The following is a 16,644-nucleotide window of genomic DNA, read 5'->3' as shown; positions in this document are numbered from 1 at the left end:
CCCGCATCCACACATGAGCGCCCGTCCTTCCCGCCGCACTGCAGCCACTGCCCCGCGCAGCGCCACGCCCGCCAAGGCGGTGGTCGCCGTGGCTGCACCCGCGCAAGCCATGGCGCTGTACGAGCAGGTCAAGGACCACATCTCGCGCAAGATCCAGGAAGGCATCTGGCGTGCGGGCGACCGCCTGCCATCCGAGAACGAGCTGGTCACCCAGTTCGGCATCTCGCGCATGACGGTGAACCGCGCGCTGCGCGAGCTGGTGGAGCAGGGCCGCATCGTGCGTGTGGCGGGCGTGGGCAGTTTTGTGGCCGAGGACAAGCCACAGTCCACGTTGTTGCAGATTGCCAATTTGGCCAGCGAAATCCGCCAGCGCGGGCACGACTACCGCTGTGACGTGCTCACGGTGGAACGCACGTCCGCCACGCTGGAGGTGGCCGCCGCGCTGGACCTGCGCACGGGCGAGTCGGTGTTCCACTCGCTGTGCATCCATCGCGAAGACGGCCTGCCTGTGCAACTGGAAGACCGCCATGTGAACCCGCGCCAGGTGCCTCAGTTCGCCGCCCAGGACTTCACGCAACTGCAGCCCTCCGAATACCTGGTGCGCAACGTGCCCTTCGACCAGATCGAGCATGTGGTCGATGCCGTCATGCCCACCGCGGAGCAGGCCACGCTGCTGGAGATGTCTCCGCAGGAGCCCTGCCTGCTGCTCACCCGCCGCACCTGGTCGCGCGGCGTGCCCATTACCGTGGTGCGCTGCCTGCACCCCGCCACCCGTTACCGCCTGGGCAGCCGCTTCCGCGCCGACGGCAATCCCGTCGCCGGTTGAATATGAAGCACCCCCTGAGTCGCTTCGCGCCTTCCCCCTCAAGGGGGACGACACCCTCGCTGCGGGGCGGCCCTTGCTCGGCGTCTCTCGCGGGTGCCCTGGCAGTTTCACCCGTAGCGGTATTGGCCAACAGGATTTGAAGAACGAATTAACGCTGTTATTTTTTGCTTGTACCTACTTGTATATACAGGATCAATACCATGACACACAACGCTTCATCCCTCACCCTGCACCCCGGCCGCGTCACGCTGGCCGAGCTGCGCCGCATCCACGCGGGCCCTGTGCAACTGGTGCTCGATGCGTCGGCCCGCGCGGGTTTGCAGAAGTCCCTGGCCACGGTGCAGCGCATCGTCGATGAAGACCAGGTCGTCTATGGCATCAACACCGGCTTTGGCAAGCTCGCCAGCACCAAGATTGCGCACGAGCGCCTGGCCGAGCTGCAGCGCAATCTGGTGCTGTCGCACAGCGTGGGCACGGGCGATGCGCTGCCCGACGACGTGGTGCGCCTCATCCTCGCGACCAAGGCCGTGAGCCTGGCGCGCGGCCACTCGGGCGTGCGCCCCGAGCTGGTGGATGCGTTGCTGGCCTTGGCCAACGCCAACGTGCTGCCGGTGATTCCGGCCAAAGGCTCGGTGGGCGCGTCGGGCGACCTGGCGCCGCTGGCGCACATGGCTTGTTTGCTGATTGGTGAAGGCCAGGCCAAGGTGGACGGCAAGGTGGTGCCGGGGGCAGAGGCCATGCGCTCCATCGGTTTGCAGCCGTTTGTGCTGGGCCCCAAGGAAGGGCTCGCGCTGCTCAACGGCACGCAGGTGTCCACCGCACTTGCACTGGCCGGGCTGTTTGGCGCCGAGAGCGTCTTTGCCGCCGCGCTGGTTGCGGGCTGCCTGTCGCTCGAAGCCATCAAGGGCTCTGTCAAACCCTTTGATGCTCGCATCCACGAAGCGCGTGGCCAGGCCGGGCAGATCGCCGTGGCGGCCGCCGTGCGTGCGCTGCTCGACGGCAGCGCCATCGACCCTTCGCACCCGAACTGCGGCCGCGTGCAAGACCCGTACTCCATCCGCTGCGTGCCGCAGGTGATGGGTGCGTGCCTTGACAACCTGCACCACGCCGCGCGCGTGCTGACCATTGAGGCCAATGCGGCTTCCGACAACCCCCTGGTGTTCGACAACGGGGACGTGATTTCCGGCGGTAACTTCCACGCCGAGCCCGTGGCTTTTGTGGCCGACATCATTGCGCTGGCCGTGGCCGAGATCGGTGCGATTTCTGAACGCCGCCTGTCGCTGCTGCTGGACCCGGGCCTCTCGGGTCTGCCCGCCTTCCTGATCCTCGACAGCGGCGTGAACTCGGGCTTCATGATCGCCCAGGTCACCGCCGCCGCATTGGCGGCCGAGAACCAGTGCCTGGCCAACCCCAGCAGCGTGACCAGCCTGCCGACATCGGCTAACCAGGAGGACCATGTCTCCATGGCCACCTACGGCGCGCGGCGCCTGGGCGACATGGTGCGCAATGCGGCGGTGATGGTCGGCATCGAGGCCATGGCCGCTGCGCAGGGCATGGAATTCGACCGCACCCTGAAATCCTCTCCGCTGATCGAAGCGCAATTCGCCGCCATCCGCGAGCGCGTGGCCTACCTGGAGCAGGACCGTTACCTCGCCCCCGACATCGAAGCCATGCGCGCATGGGCCCAGCAGTCCACCTGGCCTGCAGCGCTCACGCAATGCCTGCCCAGCTTCGCCTGATTTTCTCTACGCATACCCCTTGATTCACAGGAGCACACCATGAACGCCAACGACGCCATCATCGCCGCCGCCTCCAACGCCGACCCCCGCCACGACGCCAGCCGCGTGATCCGCGCGCCGCGCGGCAGCCAGCTCACCTGCAAGAGCTGGCTCACCGAGGCCGCCTACCGCATGATCCAGAACAACCTCGACCCCGAGGTGGCCGAGCGCCCGCAGGACCTGGTGGTGTACGGCGGCATTGGCCGTGCCGCGCGCAACTGGGAATGTTTTGACCAGATCCTCGCCTCGCTCAAGGACCTGAATGACGACGAGACCCTGCTCATTCAGTCCGGCAAGCCCGTGGGCGTGTTCAAGACCCATGCCAACGCGCCGCGCGTGCTGCTGGCCAACTCCAACCTGGTGCCCAAGTGGGCCAACTGGGAACACTTCAGCGAGCTGGACCAGAAGGGCCTGTTCATGTACGGCCAGATGACGGCGGGCAGCTGGATCTACATCGGCACGCAAGGCATCGTGCAAGGCACTTACGAAACCTTTGCCGAGGCGGGTCGCAAGCACTTTGGCGGCTCGCTCGAAGGGCGCTGGATCTTGACCGCTGGCCTGGGCGGCATGGGCGGCGCGCAGCCACTGGCCGCTACCTTTGCGGGCGCGGTGTCGCTCAACATCGAATGCCAGCAAAGCAGCATCGACTTCCGCCTGCGCACGCGCTATGTGGACAAGCAGGCGCGCGACATCGACCATGCGTTCGAGCTGATCCAGCAGCACACGGCTGCCAAAGAGGCCGTGTCGATTGCCCTGCTGGGCAACGCCGCAGAAATCCTGCCCGAGCTTGTGCGCCGTGCCAAGGCCGGTGGCCTCAAGCCCGACTTGGTCACCGACCAAACCTCGGCCCACGACCTCGTCAACGGCTACTTGCCCGCAGGTTGGACGGTGGCCCAGTGGCGCGCCGCGCAGCAGGACGTGACACAGCACGAGGTGCTGAAGAAGGCCGCTGCCAAGTCCTGCGCCGTGCATGTGCAGGCCATGCTCGACTTCCAGCACTTGGGCATCCCGGTGGTGGACTACGGCAACAACATTCGCCAGGTGGCGTTTGACGAAGGCGTGAAGGACGCCTTCGACTTCCCCGGCTTTGTGCCCGCCTATATCCGCCCGCTGTTCTGCGAAGGCAAGGGCCCGTTCCGTTGGGTGGCCCTGTCGGGTGACCCGGAAGACATCCGCAAGACCGACGCCAAGATCAAGGAACTGTTCCCCGAGAACAAACACGTGCACCGCTGGCTCGACATGGCGGGCGAGCGCATTGCCTTCCAGGGTCTGCCCGCGCGCATCTGCTGGCTAGGCCTGGGCGAGCGCCACATCGCGGGCCTGGCCTTCAACGAGATGGTGAAGAACGGTGAGCTGAAGGCGCCCATCGTCATCGGCCGCGACCACCTGGACACTGGCAGCGTGGCCAGCCCCAACCGCGAGACCGAAGGCATGAAGGACGGCACTGATGCCGTGAGCGACTGGCCGCTGCTCAACGCCTTGCTCAACACCTCGGGCGGCGCCACCTGGGTCAGCCTGCACCACGGCGGGGGCGTGGGTATGGGTTACTCGCAGCACTCGGGTATGGTCATTGTGGCCGACGGCACTGAAGCAGCGGCCCAACGCCTTGCCAATGTGCTGGTCAACGACTGCGGCAGCGGCGTGATGCGCCATGCCGACGCGGGCTACGAACTGGCGGTGGAGACGGCCAAGAAGCAGGGCCTGAAGCTGCCCATGGTGAAGTGAAGGGGCGAGGGAGGGAATGACAGGAATGTGAAAAAAGGGAACTGCATTCCCATTCGTTGGGAATGTTGGGTTTGAATGCCGCTGCAATCCTTTGATACTGAGTCCATGCCCACCCGTGGACCCACCTCCGTTGCCGCCGCCGACCGTGTTCTGCACGTGCTGGCGGTGCTGGCGCAGCACGGGCAGCCCATGTCGGCTGCCGAGCTGGTGGAGGCCACGGGCCTGGCGCGCAGCACGCTGTACCGGCAGCTGGCGCGGCTCAAGCTGTGGGGCTTTGTGCTGGAGAGCAGCGGGCACTACGCGCCCGGGCCGCTGAGCCTGCAACTGGCGCTGGGCTTTGACATGGCGTCGCACCTGGTGCACCACGCGCGGCCGGACATGCAGGCACTGGCCCGGCAGTCCCACGAGAGCGTGGGGCTGGTGGTGGCCGTGAATGACAGCGTGGTGTGCCTGGACATGGTGGACAGCACGCAGGCCCTGCGCTGCTCGTTTGAAAAAGGGCGCAGCGTGCCGCTGCGCGCGGGTGCCTCCGCCAAGTGCCTGCTTGCCCATGTGGCCCCGGCCACGCGCAATGCCATTCTGGACCTGCACTACGGCGCAGACACTGCTGAGCGCCAGGCGGCGCTGACCGAGCTGGAGGGCATTGCCAAGGCGGGTTACGCCGTCAGCTCCGGCGAAGTGGATGCCGGTGTCTGGGGCGTCAGCGTGCCCGTGTTCGGTTCTCCCCGGCAGGCCGCCGGGGCCATCACCCTGATGGCCCCGATCTTGCGGGCCCAGGGGCAGGAGACCGCACTCACCGGCATGGCCGTCGTCGCCGCAGCGCGCATCTCTCGCCAGCTCACTTCTGCCTGATTTTCCCTCACCCCTCCTCAGGAGCTTTCCCCATGAACCTTCGCCGCAACCTTCTTCTGGCCAGCCTGGCCGCCGCAGCCTTCTGCACCACGGGTGCACAGGCCCAGGACAACGTCCTGCGTGTGGGCACTGATGCCACGTTCCCGCCCATGGAGTTTGTCGAAAACGGAAAACGCACGGGCTTCGACGTCGAGCTGGTGGAGGCCATTGCCAAGACCATGGGCAAGCAGGTCGAGTGGGTGGACATCGACTTCAAGGGCCTGATTCCCGGCCTGATTTCCAAGCGTTTTGACATGGCGGTCTCGGCCATCTACATCACCGACGAGCGCAAGAAGGTGGTGGACTTCACTGACTCCTACTACGCCGGCGGCCTGGTGGTGATGGTGAAGGCAGACAACAAGGCCATCAACAAGCTGGCCGACCTGGACGGCAAGAAAGTCAGCGTGCAGGTGGGCACCAAGTCGGTGGCGTACCTGACCGAGAAATTCCCCAAGGTGCAGCGTGTCGAGGTCGAAAAGAACCAGGAGATGTTCAACCTGGTGGATATCGGCCGCGCTGATGCTGCCGTGACCGGCAAGCCCGCCGCGTTCCAGTATGTGCGCACCCGCCCGGGCCTGCGCGTGCTCGACGAGCAGCTCACCACCGAAGAGTACGGAATGGCCCTGCGCAAGGACACGCCCGAGCTGACGAAGGCTGTCAACGGTGCCATCACCAAGCTCAAGGCCGATGGCACCTATGCTGCCATTGTCAAGAAGTGGTTCAGCAACAGCGCTGCCAAGTAAACCGCAGCCACACGTTGCCGAACTGAGCCATGGAACTCGATTTTTCTCCTGTCTGGGCCGGGTTGCCCCAGTTGCTGGCGGGTGCGCTGGTCACTGTGGAAATCACGGCTGCCTCGCTGCTGCTGGGCTGCGTCATGGGCCTGCTGGTGGGCATTGGCCGCCTGAACCCTAAGCGCCGCGTGGTCTACGCCCTGTGCACCGCCTACGTGGCCGCGATACGCGGCACGCCGCTGCTGGTGCAGCTGTTCATCCTGTTCTTTGGCCTGCCTCAGTTCGGCATCCTGCTGCCCGCTTTTGTGTGCGGCGTGATCGGCCTGGGCATCTATTCGGGCGCCTATGTGTCCGAGGTAGTGCGCGGCGCCATCCAGTCCATTGACAAGGGGCAGATGGAGGCGGCGCGCTCCATCGGCATGTCGTCGGGCCTGGCCATGCGCACCGTGGTGCTGCCACAGGCCGTCGTGCGCATGATTCCGCCACTGGGCAATGAGTTCATCGCGCTGATCAAGAACTCGGCGCTGGTGTCGCTGCTCACCATCCACGACCTGATGCACGAAGGGCAGAAGATCATCAGCGTGTCGTACCGCTCGCTGGAGGTGTACCTGGCGATTGCGGTGGTGTATTTCATCCTCACGGGTGTCACTTCGCTGGTGCTGCGCCGCATGGAGTTGCGCCTGCGTGCCGGGGGGATGGTGCAATGAAGAAAAATTCTGTGATGACCGGAGCAAGCCCATCCGCCGAGCCCATCGTGCGCATTCGCGGACTGCGCAAGTCGTTTGGCAGCCACGTGGTGCTGAACGGCATCGACTTTGACGTGCTGCCGTCGCAGGTGGTGGTGGTCATCGGGCCCAGTGGCTCGGGCAAGAGCACCTTTCTGCGCTGCTGCAACGGACTGGAGCAGCCCGAAGGCGGCACGGTCGAGATCTGTGGCCGCACACTGGTGCAGGACGGCCGCATGCTGCCTGACCATGACCTGAACGCCCTGCGCGAAGAGGTGGGCATGGTGTTCCAGTCGTTCAACCTGTTTCCGCACCTGTCGGTGCTCGACAACGTCACGCTGGGTCCGCGCAAGCTGCGCGGCCTCTCGCGCAAGGAGGCCGAGGAGCGCGCACAGGCCCTGCTGACCAAGGTGGGCCTGGCGCACAAGGCTTTGGCCATGCCTGCCAGCCTGTCGGGCGGGCAAAAGCAGCGGGTGGCCATTGCCCGCGCGCTGGCCATGGAGCCGCGCGTGATGCTGTTCGACGAGCCCACCTCGGCGCTAGACCCCGAGCTGGTGGGCGAGGTGCTGCAGGTCATGAAGCTGCTGGCCAGCGAAGGCATGACCATGATGGTGGTCACGCACGAAATGGACTTTGCACGCGAGGTGGGCGACGTGGTGGTGGTGATGGACGGCGGCGGGATCATTGAGTCCGGCCAGCCTGCCACCATCTTCACCAACCCCACGCAGGAGCGCACGCGCTCCTTTCTGCAGGCGGTGCTCACGCGCGCCTGAGGCTGGGTGTGCGTGATGGACGACAACGGTCAATAGCTTACAAGGAGACAGCTCGTATGCACCCGGTTTCACCTGCCAGTGACCTGAGCCCACAACAGCACTTTCAACAGCGCTTGCAGGAGCGCCTGACCGCCGACGACATCGCGCGGTTTGACCGCGACGGCGCCATCTGCATCAAGCAGCTGCTCACGCCCGAAGAGGTAGCGCTGCTGCGCGACGGCATCGACGCCAACCTGGCCGCGCCCAGCCCGCGTGCCAAGGTGGCCAGCAGGCCGGATGACCCGGGCCGCTTCTTCGAGGACTTCTGCAACTGGCAGGACATCCCGCAGTTTGGCCGCTTTGTGCGCGACACGCCGCTGGCCCTGGCCGCGCAGCGCCTGATGCAGTCACGCACTGTGCGGCTGTACCACGACCATGTGCTGGTGAAGGAGCCTGGCACGCGCCAGAAGACGCCCTGGCACCAGGACCAGCCTTACTACAACATTGATGGCCAGCAGAACATCAGCATGTGGATACCGGTGGACCCGGTGTCGCGTGCGGCCACGCTCGAATTTGTGGCTGGTTCGCACAAGGGCCCCTGGCTCATGCCGCGCACCTTCATGGACAACCAGGCCAAGTGGTTCCCTGAAGGCAGCCTGCAGGACCTGCCCAACGTCGAGGCCGACCGCGACGCTTTTCCCATCGTGGGCTGGGAGATTGAGCCGGGCGACGTGGTGTGTTTTCACATGCTCACGCTGCATGCGGCGGGCGGGGTGGAGGGGCCCAACCGGCGCCGCGTGTTCTCGGTGCGCTTCTTGGGCGACGACACGCGCCACGCGCCTAGGCCGTGGACGACCTCGCCCGAGTTCCCGGGGCTGGCGGACCAGCTGCCCGCTGGGGCCGCCATGGACCACCCGCTGTTCCCGCTGCTGGTGGACAGGAACGGTGTGCCGCTGGGTGAAGGCGCGTGAAGCAGTTTCTGGACCTGGCCTCCACGCCCCCGGTGCCCTGGAAGAACGGCGGCGGCAGCACACGCGAGCTGGCGTGCTGGCCGCCCGGCGCGGGCATGGACAGCTTTGCATGGCGCGTGAGCGTTGCCACCATTGCAAGCCCCGGGCCTTTCTCGGCGTTTGTGGGGGTGGATCGGCAAATCATGTTGCTGGATGGCGATGGCGTACATCTGCAAGGCGCAGAAGGACATTGGCAGCATGCGCTGACGCATCGCTGGGAGCCATTTGCGTTCTCCGGTGAAGAGCCGGTGGACTGCCGCATGCTGGGCGGTGTTTCTACCGACTTCAACCTGATGCTGCGCCGGGGTGCGTGGACCGGGAACCTGAAGGTGCTGCGCGATGCGCCGCCGCCCGCTGAGGGGGCTGCAGCGGGTCTGTGCATGGTGCTGCAGGGCACCTGGCGATGCGAGGACTGCGATACCCACCAAGTGCGGATGCTGGCAGCGGGGCAGGGCCTGTGGTGGGTGAACGAAGGGGGCGAAGCAGCGCCGTCGATCACCCCTGTGCGCCGCGCCGAAAGCGGTGGGTCTGCCGACGATGCACCCGTGCTGGCCTGGGTGGCCTTGCGCAGGGGCCCTGCACCATAATTTGAATCAAATGGGCTGCAAGCGCTAGTGGAATATGCTCCATTAGCTATATAAACAATAGCAAATCAATCCATGAACACAGCAGCAGGTAGCAACAAGCAGGGCGTTGTCCCGCCAGCATCTTCCGCACCCAGTGCCGATGGCGTGTGGACCAACCTGCGGCCCGTGGCCGCGTTGTGGGCGACGGATGTGCCGGTGCCTGAGGGCACGCTGGCGTGTGTGGTGGTGCAGGGCGGCGCCGTCCAGTGGGTGGGCCCGCAGGCCCAGGTGCCAGCAGCCTTTGCGGCCTTGCCTCGCATTGACGGCAGGGGCGCCGTCACCACCCCCGGCCTGGTCGATTGCCACACCCACCTGGTGTACGGAGGGCAGCGCGCCAACGAGTTCGCGATGCGGCTGGCGGGTGCCACGTATGAAGAGGTGGCCAGGGCGGGCGGGGGCATCGTGTCGTCGGTGCGCGCCACGCGCGAGGCCAGCGAAGACGAGCTCTTTGCCCTGGCCGCGCCGCGCCTGCAGGCGCTGCTTGATGAGGGCGTGTGTGCCATCGAGATCAAGTCCGGCTACGGACTGGCGCTGGAGCACGAACGCAAGCAGCTGCGCGTGGCCCGCCGCCTGGGCGAGGCCTTTGGCGTCACGGTGCGCACCACCTTCCTCGGCGCGCATGCACTGCCGCCCGAATATGCAGGCCAACCTGGAGGTAGCCAGGACTACACCGACCTCGTCTGCAACGACATGCTGCCCGCCCTGGCCGCCGAAGGCCTGGTGGATGCCGTGGATGTGTTCTGCGAACGCATCGCCTTCACGCTGGCCGAGACCGAGCAGGTCTTCCAGGCCGCGCGCAAGCTCGGCATCCCCGTCAAGCTGCATGCGGAGCAACTGTCCGACATGGGCGGCTCGGCACTCGCTGCGCGCTACGGCGCGCTGTCGTGTGACCACATCGAGCACCTGTCGGCCGACGGCATCGCTGCGATGAAAGCTGCAGGCACTGTGGCCGTGCTGCTGCCCGGCGCCTACTACACGCTGCGCGACACGCACCTGCCGCCCATCGCGGCACTGCGCGCAGCGGGTGTGCCCATGGCTGTCTCCACCGACCACAACCCGGGTACCTCGCCCGCGCTGAGCCTGCTGCTCATGGCCAACATGGCCTGCACGCTGTTCCGTCTGACAGTGCCCGAGGCGCTGACGGGCATCACCACCCACGCCGCACGCGCGCTCGGCCTGCAAGACACCCACGGCCTCATCGCATCCGGCAGGCCCGCCCACTTTGTGCTGTGGCCGGTGGGCGAGGCGGCCGAACTGGCCTACTGGCTGGGCCAAAAGCCTGCCTGCACCATCGTGCGGCAAGGGCGCATTCACGGAGTCATGCCATGACGCAACAACTGTTCGCCGCCGATGCACTGCTGCCCACGGGCTGGGCGCGCAACGTGCTGATCACATGGGATGGGGCAGGGCGCATCACTGCCGTCACGCCCAACGCCCAGCCAAACGGCACCTCTGTGGCCTCGGGCCCCGTGCTGCCCGGCATGCCCAACCTGCACTCGCATGCCTTTCAGCGCGCGTTTGTGGGCCTGACCGAATACCGGGGCGAAAGCCAGGACAGCTTCTGGAGCTGGCGCAACCTGATGTACCGCTTTGCGGCACGCATCACACCCGAGTCGCTGGAGGCCATTGCGACCTGGCTGTACGTGGAGATGCTGGAGGCGGGCTACAGCAGCGTGTGCGAGTTCCACTACGTGCACCACGACCAGGACGGCACGCCCTATGCCGATGACGCCACGCTCTCGCTGGCTCTGCTGCGTGCGGCGCAGAATGCGGGCATCGGCATCACGCTGTTGCCGGTGCTGTACCAGACGAGTGGTTTTGGTGCCAAGCCACCGCGTGCGGACCAGGCCCGCTTCATTCGCAGCACGGACAACATGCTCTCCTTATTGGAGCGCCTTGCGCCCGCGGCACAAGCGCAAGGGGCCGTTTTGGGCCTGGCACCGCATTCATTGCGTGCAGTGCCGCCCGACAGTCTGGCAACTGCCGTGCAGGGCCTCACGGCACTCAATGCGCAGGCGCCCATTCATATCCATATTGCCGAGCAGACGCAGGAAGTGGACGACTGCGTGGCCTGGAGCGGCCAGCGCCCGGTGCAGTGGCTGCTGGAGCACGCACCTGTGGACGAGCGCTGGTGCCTGGTGCATGCCACGCACATGACGCCGCAGGAGTACCAGGACGCAGCGCGCACGGGCGCCGTGGCGGGCATCTGTCCCACCACCGAGGCCAACCTGGGCGATGGCATCTTCGACATGCCGCTGTGGCTGCAGCACGGCGGGCGCTGGGGCGTGGGCTCGGACAGCCATGCCTGCGTGAATGCGGCAGAGGAATTGCTGATGCTCGAATACGGCCAGCGCCTGTCGCTGCGCCAGCGCAATGTGCTGGCCACCGCTGTGCAACCCGAGGTGGCCACGGCCATGACCTTGCAGGCCGTTCAGGGCGGGGCGCAGGCCGCGGGCCGCGCCATTGGTGGCCTCGCCGTGGGCCAGCAGGCCGACCTCGTGGCGCTGGATGCGCAGCATGTGGCGCTGCGCGATTTGCCTGCGCACAGCATGCTGTCGGCCCACGTGTTTGGCAGCCACCGCACCTCGGCCATCGACAGCGTGTGGGTGGCGGGGCAGCGGCGCATCGCCAGCGGCCGACACACGCTGCATGACGCAGCGGCCCATGCGTTCGTGGCCGCGCGCTCGGCCACCATTGCACCCGATTGACGCGTCCGATTGAATTCCTACCCCTGAGCTTGTGATGACAGATACCTCTCCACCTCCTTTTGTCCTTTACCCCGGCACCGCGCCGCTGCTGGTGTCGATGCCCCATGCGGGCACCTACGTGCCGCCAGCGCTGGCTGCGCGCTTCACCGATGAGGCCCGCCAGGTGCCCGACACCGACTGGCACATGGAGCGCCTCTATGCGTTCGCCAAGGACCTGGGCGCGTCCATCCTCGTGGCCACGCACTCGCGCTATGTGGTCGATCTGAACCGCCCGCCCGATGGGACCAGCCTCTACCCTGGCCAAAGCGTCACCGGCCTGTGCCCGGTCGATACGTTTGACGACACGCCCATCTATGCCCGGGGCGATGTGCCCGATGATGCCGAGGTGGCCGCGCGCCGCGATGCCGTCTGGGCGCCGTACCACGCGCAACTACGTGCCGAGCTGGACCGCATCCGCGCGCAGCATGGTGTGGCGGTGCTGTGGGACGCACACTCCATCCGCTCGGTGCTGCCGCGCTTCTTTGAAGGCAAGCTGCCCGACCTGAACCTGGGGACGGCCAACGGCGAAAGCTGCGATCCGGCGCTGGCGCAGGAGCTGCTGTCCATCGCCAAAGAGGCCCAGGGCTACACCGCAGTGCTCAACGGTCGCTTCAAGGGCGGCCACATCACGCGCCACTATGGGCAGCCCGCGCAGAACATCCACGCGGTGCAGCTGGAGATGACGCAGTGCAGCTACATGCAAGAAGCCTTGCCGTTTGACTATCTGCCCGATGTGGCGGCAGGCGTGCAGCCGCACCTGCGCCGCATGCTGCAGGCCACGCTGGCCTTTGCGGCAACGCAATCAGTTTGAAATGGGCACCCCGCGGCGGGAGGGATCGGTGCTAGTATGAACTGGTCGGTCCACCATGGACCGCCGTCAGGGCCCGCATTCACGCAAGGGCCCGTTGTAGCGGGAGGAGCCGCGCCCCATGGACCCCACCGCTTACTACTACATGCCCCTGTTCAAGCCCGGCGCGTTTGTGCAATGGAACCACCAGCGCGAAACCGTGAGCCATGTGGTGGTGCGCCGCAACTCTCTCATGGTGTATCTGGTGGGGCACGAATCCCCCGTTCACCCTGAAGCGCTGCACCTGGCACCCACCGCCTTCCGGCTCACGCGCGCGCCAGACCGTTTGTGAGCGCGGCGCCCCGGCTGAAGGGCTACTGGGCTGATAGGCTGAAGGTCAGCCGCCAGTGCACTGCGCCATCGACTCGCCCAGCTGGATGGGGCGCGTGGGCGACCACTGCGGGTTGAACTGCAGCGGCCCCTGTGGGAACAGCATCACCACAGTGGAGCCGAGCAAGAAGCGGCCCATTTCCTCACCTTGCTGCAGGCTCACCTGGCCCTTGGCGTAGTCCCACTGCCGCAGCGTGCCGGTGCGCGGCGGGTTCACCTGCCCATGCCACACGGTGGCCATGCTGCCCACGATGGTGGCGCCCACGAGTACCAGCACGAACGGGCCCTGGGCCGATTCAAAAAAGCACACCACGCGCTCATTGCGGGCGAACAGGCCGGGCACGCCGCGTGCCGTGGTGGGATTCACCGAAAACAGGTCGCCCGGCACATGCACCATGCGCGTGAGCTCGCCCGCGCAAGGCATGTGGATGCGGTGGTAGTCGCGCGGGCTCAGGTACAGCGTGGCGAAGTGGCCGTTGTCAAAACGGGCTGCGGCGGCCGCATCGCCACCCACCAGGGCGGTGGTGGAGTAGGTGTGCCCCTTGGCCTGGAAAACCTGGTCCTTGGCGATGGCGCCAAACTGGCTGATCGCACCGTCCACAGGGCAGATCAAATCGGCCTGGGCCAGCGGGCGGGCGCCGGGCTTGAGCGCCCGCGTGAAGAAGTCATTGAACGACGTGTAGCTGGCAATGTCGGGGTTGGCCGCCTCGGCCATGTTGACGTTGTAGCGGCCCACAAACCAGCGGATCACCGAGGTGGTGAGGCCGCCCAGCCGGGCCGATGCGAACTTGCCCGCCAGGGTGGTCAGTGCGCGTTTGGGAAGAGCGTATTGGGGCAGTACGGCGAGGCGATCGGACAAAACGTTCTTCCTGAGTCGATAGAGCGAATGATTCTAACGACGGGGGGGCTGCTGGCGACCCGGGTTATCAAGGGTGCGTGTGCATGCGGTGGATGGAGTCTGGCACTCCTGGTAGTCAGGTGATAAATTTGAAATTATTATCAAATTTATTGATTTTTCCGTTTCAAACAATTACATTTGCTCCATCAAGGCACACCCGCACGAAAGTCGGGGTCGCAAAGCCACCGGTCTAACCCCTTTTGAATGGGCATGGCAGCGGGGTTGCCACGGTTCTCCAGGGTGTTTGCTTGGGGGGTGCTCCAGGGCGCGTCGGCAATCCTCACAGGTGTTTGCATCCCAGCTTTCTTCGGTGTGTGCGGTGTGATTCCCGCATGTCATGGAGAACAGAATGCCAACGCAGACTCGCCGTCACCTTTTCACTCGCAAGCCCCAGTATGCTCGCTGGGCGTTGCTCTCTGTCGTTCCGTTGGTTGTCTTGGGGTGCGGCGGATCTGCCGACACGGAAGGACTTAGCGACGTGGCCTCCACCACCACGACGCTAGAAGCGTCTGCCGAGATGTTGCCGCCAGAGGTGGAGAGCTTGGGGGCGCAGCCCACGTTCCACATCGCGCCAGTGGTGCTGGAGGCTCCTGACGACATGGACGTGCAGGATGCCAACCAGTCCGCGCGGAGTGCGCCCAAGTCGCAGCCGGTGCCGGAGATGTTCAAGGCATTGTCCACCCGCCGTCTCACACCCTCCAACCTGGAGGAGGTGAAGCAGAAGTCGGCGAATATGACCTGGACGGCGCCCAAGGATGCGCTGGCAGCGCCTCTCGCAGGTACAGGTGTGGTCACCACCTATTCGGTCGCTCAGGTACGCGCGGCCTACGGCTTCGGCGCGTTGCCCGCTGTAGGCTCCAAGCCGTCCGGAGCCCAAGCCGCTCAACTGGGGGCAGGGCAGACGGTGTATGTCATTGGAGCGAAACACAACCCCAACGTGGCAGCCGAACTGGCAGCTTTTAATCAGAAGTTCGGGTTGCCCACCTGTGCTGCCAAGGTGTTGCCAGTAACCACTGGGCTGCCCCTGGCCGCCGCCTCCCCTGCAGCGGGTTGCGAATTGTGGGTAGCTTACAGCACAGCATCCGGCGGCATTTCTGGCGTGGCGCCCGCATACGACGCCGGGTGGGCGACGGAAATCGCGTTGGACGTTCAGTGGGTGCATGCGATTGCGCCGCTGGCACGTATCGTTCTTGTGGAGGCGCCCGACGCATCGGTAAACAGCTTGCTGGGCGCCGTACGGCTGGCCAACACCATGGGGCCGGGAGTGGTGTCCATGAGCTTCGGGGCGCAGGAAGGTGCATGGACAGCCTCTGTGGACGCTGCATTTACTGCCGCGGGAATGACCTATCTGGCGGCGACCGGCGATTCTGGCGCAGGGGTGAACTGGCCTTCAGTTTCTGCCAATGTCCTCGCGGTGGGCGGCACAACGCTGACCTATTCCGGCAGCGGGGCGCGCAGTGAGGTCAGCTGGTCGGGCACGGGTGGTGGTACCAGCGGCTTCATCGCCGTGCCGGCATACCAGAAGTCGTCTGTGCCGGGTACTGGCTCGCTGATGCGTCGCACGGTGGCTGATGTGGCCATGAATGCCGACCCTGCCACCGGGCAGTACGTGGCGGTGATGCAGCCAGGAAGCAGTGCTGTGCAATGGATCAGTGCAGGCGGTACCAGCCTGGCAGCACCCATGTGGGCCGGACTTGTAGCAGTCGCCAACGCAGGCAGGCAGCAAGCTGCGCGACCAGTGATGGGCGGTGGGCACGCGTTGCTCTATGGGCAGATAGGCGCAGTGGCATCCAACTATGCGAGCAGTTTTTCCGACATTCGCCTGGGCAGCCACGGCGTCTGCGGTACTTGCTCGGCCGGGCCTGGCTATGACCAGTTGACAGGCCTGGGTACTCCCAATGCCGGCGCGCTGGTGGGCTTGCTGGCTGGCGCTGCAGCACCTGCGCCAGCGCCGGTGGTCACATCGGCCAGTATCAGTGGCATCGTAGGTGCGGCACTGACCTTCACTGTGTCCGTCAACGCTCCCAACCCCGTGACTCTGAGCCTTGCCGGTGCGCCCACTGGCATGTCGATCAGTGCTGCCGGTGTGGTGTCGTGGCCGGCTCCTGTGGCAGGGGCCTACGCCGTCACCGTTGTGGCAAAGGACACCAAGACGGGGCTCACTGGGCAGGGGGTTTACAACATCAACGTGATCGCTCCGGTGGCCCCGACGATCGAAAGCGCGAGCATTGCAGGCCGCCCTGGTGTCGCTCTGTCTTTCAAGGCGAATGTCAGCGCTCTCAATCCGGTGGCGTATTCCCTTGCAGGGGCTCCATCGGGAATGGTTGTGGCTGCAGATGGCGTGGTGAGCTGGACCAAACCGGTGGCTGGTACATACAGCGTGACCTTGACGGCGAAGGACACCAAGACGGGCTTGTCGGGCAAGGGCGTCTTCACGGTCAAGATCGCCACGGCAGGGCCGGTGATCACGGCCTCAGCCATGGTGGGCGTAGCCGGTCAACCGCTGTCCGGCAGCATCAACATCACCTCGCCGGGCGCCTCCTCGCTCTCCGTCTCCATCACCGGTGTGCCATTGGGCATGGGCTTTTCTGTTTCCGGAAGCACCATCACGGCCAACTGGCCCAAGCCGGTGGCTGGCAGCTATCAACTGGTGGTCACAGCCAAAGACTCGGCGGGTTTGTCTGCACAGCTGAGTGTGCCGGTGACGATCAACCCGCGCTAGGAGGTCGAGCCGCTACGCGGCCACCGAGCTCCC

The 16,644-nt window shown here is 65.7% G+C and carries 15 protein-coding genes and 1 riboswitch; of the genes, 14 read left to right on the top strand and 1 reads right to left on the bottom strand.

The features are described from left to right. The first annotated feature begins 13 nt into the window (after window positions 1–13). From hutC to ASC83_RS13940, 13 genes are all read left to right on the top strand, one after another. Window positions 14–826 carry a histidine utilization repressor gene (hutC, locus tag ASC83_RS14000; protein WP_056063609.1) on the top strand — a complete coding sequence of 271 codons (813 nt, stop codon included), beginning with the start codon at window positions 14–16 and terminating at the stop codon, window positions 824–826. Window positions 827–1,026: 200 nt separating this feature from the next. Then, the gene (hutH, locus tag ASC83_RS13995) at window positions 1,027–2,565 is read left to right on the top strand and encodes a histidine ammonia-lyase (RefSeq protein ID WP_056063605.1); all 1,539 of its coding nucleotides are present in this window, start codon (window positions 1,027–1,029) and stop codon (window positions 2,563–2,565) included. Between the two features lie 39 nt (window positions 2,566–2,604). Next, a complete protein-coding gene (hutU, locus tag ASC83_RS13990) occupies window positions 2,605–4,329 on the top strand; it encodes a urocanate hydratase (protein WP_056063602.1) in 1,725 nt (574 codons plus the stop codon). A gap of 105 nt (window positions 4,330–4,434) precedes the next feature. Further along, the gene (locus tag ASC83_RS13985) at window positions 4,435–5,181 is read left to right on the top strand and encodes an IclR family transcriptional regulator (protein ID WP_235509379.1); all 747 of its coding nucleotides are present in this window, start codon (window positions 4,435–4,437) and stop codon (window positions 5,179–5,181) included. A 32-nt stretch (window positions 5,182–5,213) separates the two neighbouring features. After that, on the top strand, window positions 5,214–5,963 hold the full coding sequence (locus ASC83_RS13980) for a transporter substrate-binding domain-containing protein (protein ID WP_056063596.1): 750 nt from the start codon (window positions 5,214–5,216) through the stop codon (window positions 5,961–5,963). A gap of 29 nt (window positions 5,964–5,992) precedes the next feature. After that, window positions 5,993–6,661 (top strand): amino acid ABC transporter permease, encoded by a 669-nt coding sequence (locus tag ASC83_RS13975; protein ID WP_010465675.1) that lies wholly within the window; start codon window positions 5,993–5,995, stop codon window positions 6,659–6,661. A 14-nt stretch (window positions 6,662–6,675) separates the two neighbouring features. After that, window positions 6,676–7,452 carry an amino acid ABC transporter ATP-binding protein gene (locus ASC83_RS13970; protein ID WP_040328237.1) on the top strand — a complete coding sequence of 259 codons (777 nt, stop codon included), beginning with the start codon at window positions 6,676–6,678 and terminating at the stop codon, window positions 7,450–7,452. A 56-nt stretch (window positions 7,453–7,508) separates the two neighbouring features. Next, entirely contained in the window at window positions 7,509–8,402 is an 894-nt protein-coding gene (locus ASC83_RS13965; RefSeq protein ID WP_056063593.1) for a phytanoyl-CoA dioxygenase family protein, read from the top strand. After that, the gene (locus ASC83_RS13960; RefSeq protein ID WP_056063590.1) at window positions 8,399–9,028 is read left to right on the top strand and encodes a HutD family protein; all 630 of its coding nucleotides are present in this window, start codon (window positions 8,399–8,401) and stop codon (window positions 9,026–9,028) included. Before ASC83_RS13965 ends, ASC83_RS13960 begins: the two co-directional genes overlap by 4 nt. Before the next feature lie 72 nt (window positions 9,029–9,100). After that, on the top strand, window positions 9,101–10,396 hold the full coding sequence (hutI, locus tag ASC83_RS13955) for an imidazolonepropionase (RefSeq protein WP_056063587.1): 1,296 nt from the start codon (window positions 9,101–9,103) through the stop codon (window positions 10,394–10,396). After that, the gene (locus ASC83_RS13950) at window positions 10,393–11,775 is read left to right on the top strand and encodes a formimidoylglutamate deiminase (protein WP_056063584.1); all 1,383 of its coding nucleotides are present in this window, start codon (window positions 10,393–10,395) and stop codon (window positions 11,773–11,775) included. Before hutI ends, ASC83_RS13950 begins: the two co-directional genes overlap by 4 nt. Before the next feature lie 34 nt (window positions 11,776–11,809). Then, window positions 11,810–12,625 carry an N-formylglutamate deformylase gene (hutG, locus tag ASC83_RS13945; RefSeq protein WP_056063581.1) on the top strand — a complete coding sequence of 272 codons (816 nt, stop codon included), beginning with the start codon at window positions 11,810–11,812 and terminating at the stop codon, window positions 12,623–12,625. A 118-nt stretch (window positions 12,626–12,743) separates the two neighbouring features. Then, complete coding sequence (locus ASC83_RS13940) at window positions 12,744–12,953, top strand: hypothetical protein (RefSeq protein ID WP_056063577.1); 210 nt, start codon at window positions 12,744–12,746, stop codon at window positions 12,951–12,953. Between the two features lie 45 nt (window positions 12,954–12,998). Here the strand turns inward: ASC83_RS13940 and asd are convergent, their stop codons facing one another. Next, window positions 12,999–13,850, bottom strand: coding sequence for an archaetidylserine decarboxylase (gene asd / locus ASC83_RS13935; RefSeq protein WP_056063574.1), 852 nt, complete (start codon window positions 13,848–13,850; stop codon window positions 12,999–13,001). A 179-nt stretch (window positions 13,851–14,029) separates the two neighbouring features. Next, a riboswitch (cyclic di-GMP riboswitch) is annotated at window positions 14,030–14,119 on the top strand. Window positions 14,120–14,367: 248 nt separating this feature from the next. Here asd and ASC83_RS13930 point away from each other — a divergent pair. Continuing rightward, on the top strand, window positions 14,368–16,611 hold the full coding sequence (locus ASC83_RS13930) for a putative Ig domain-containing protein (protein ID WP_235509378.1): 2,244 nt from the start codon (window positions 14,368–14,370) through the stop codon (window positions 16,609–16,611). The last annotated feature ends 33 nt before the right edge of the window (window positions 16,612–16,644 follow it).

The organism is Acidovorax sp. Root402 (genome assembly GCF_001425125.1).
GTDB lineage: Bacteria > Pseudomonadota > Gammaproteobacteria > Burkholderiales > Burkholderiaceae_C > Acidovorax > Acidovorax delafieldii.
This window is presented reverse-complemented; position numbering and strand designations above follow the sequence as displayed.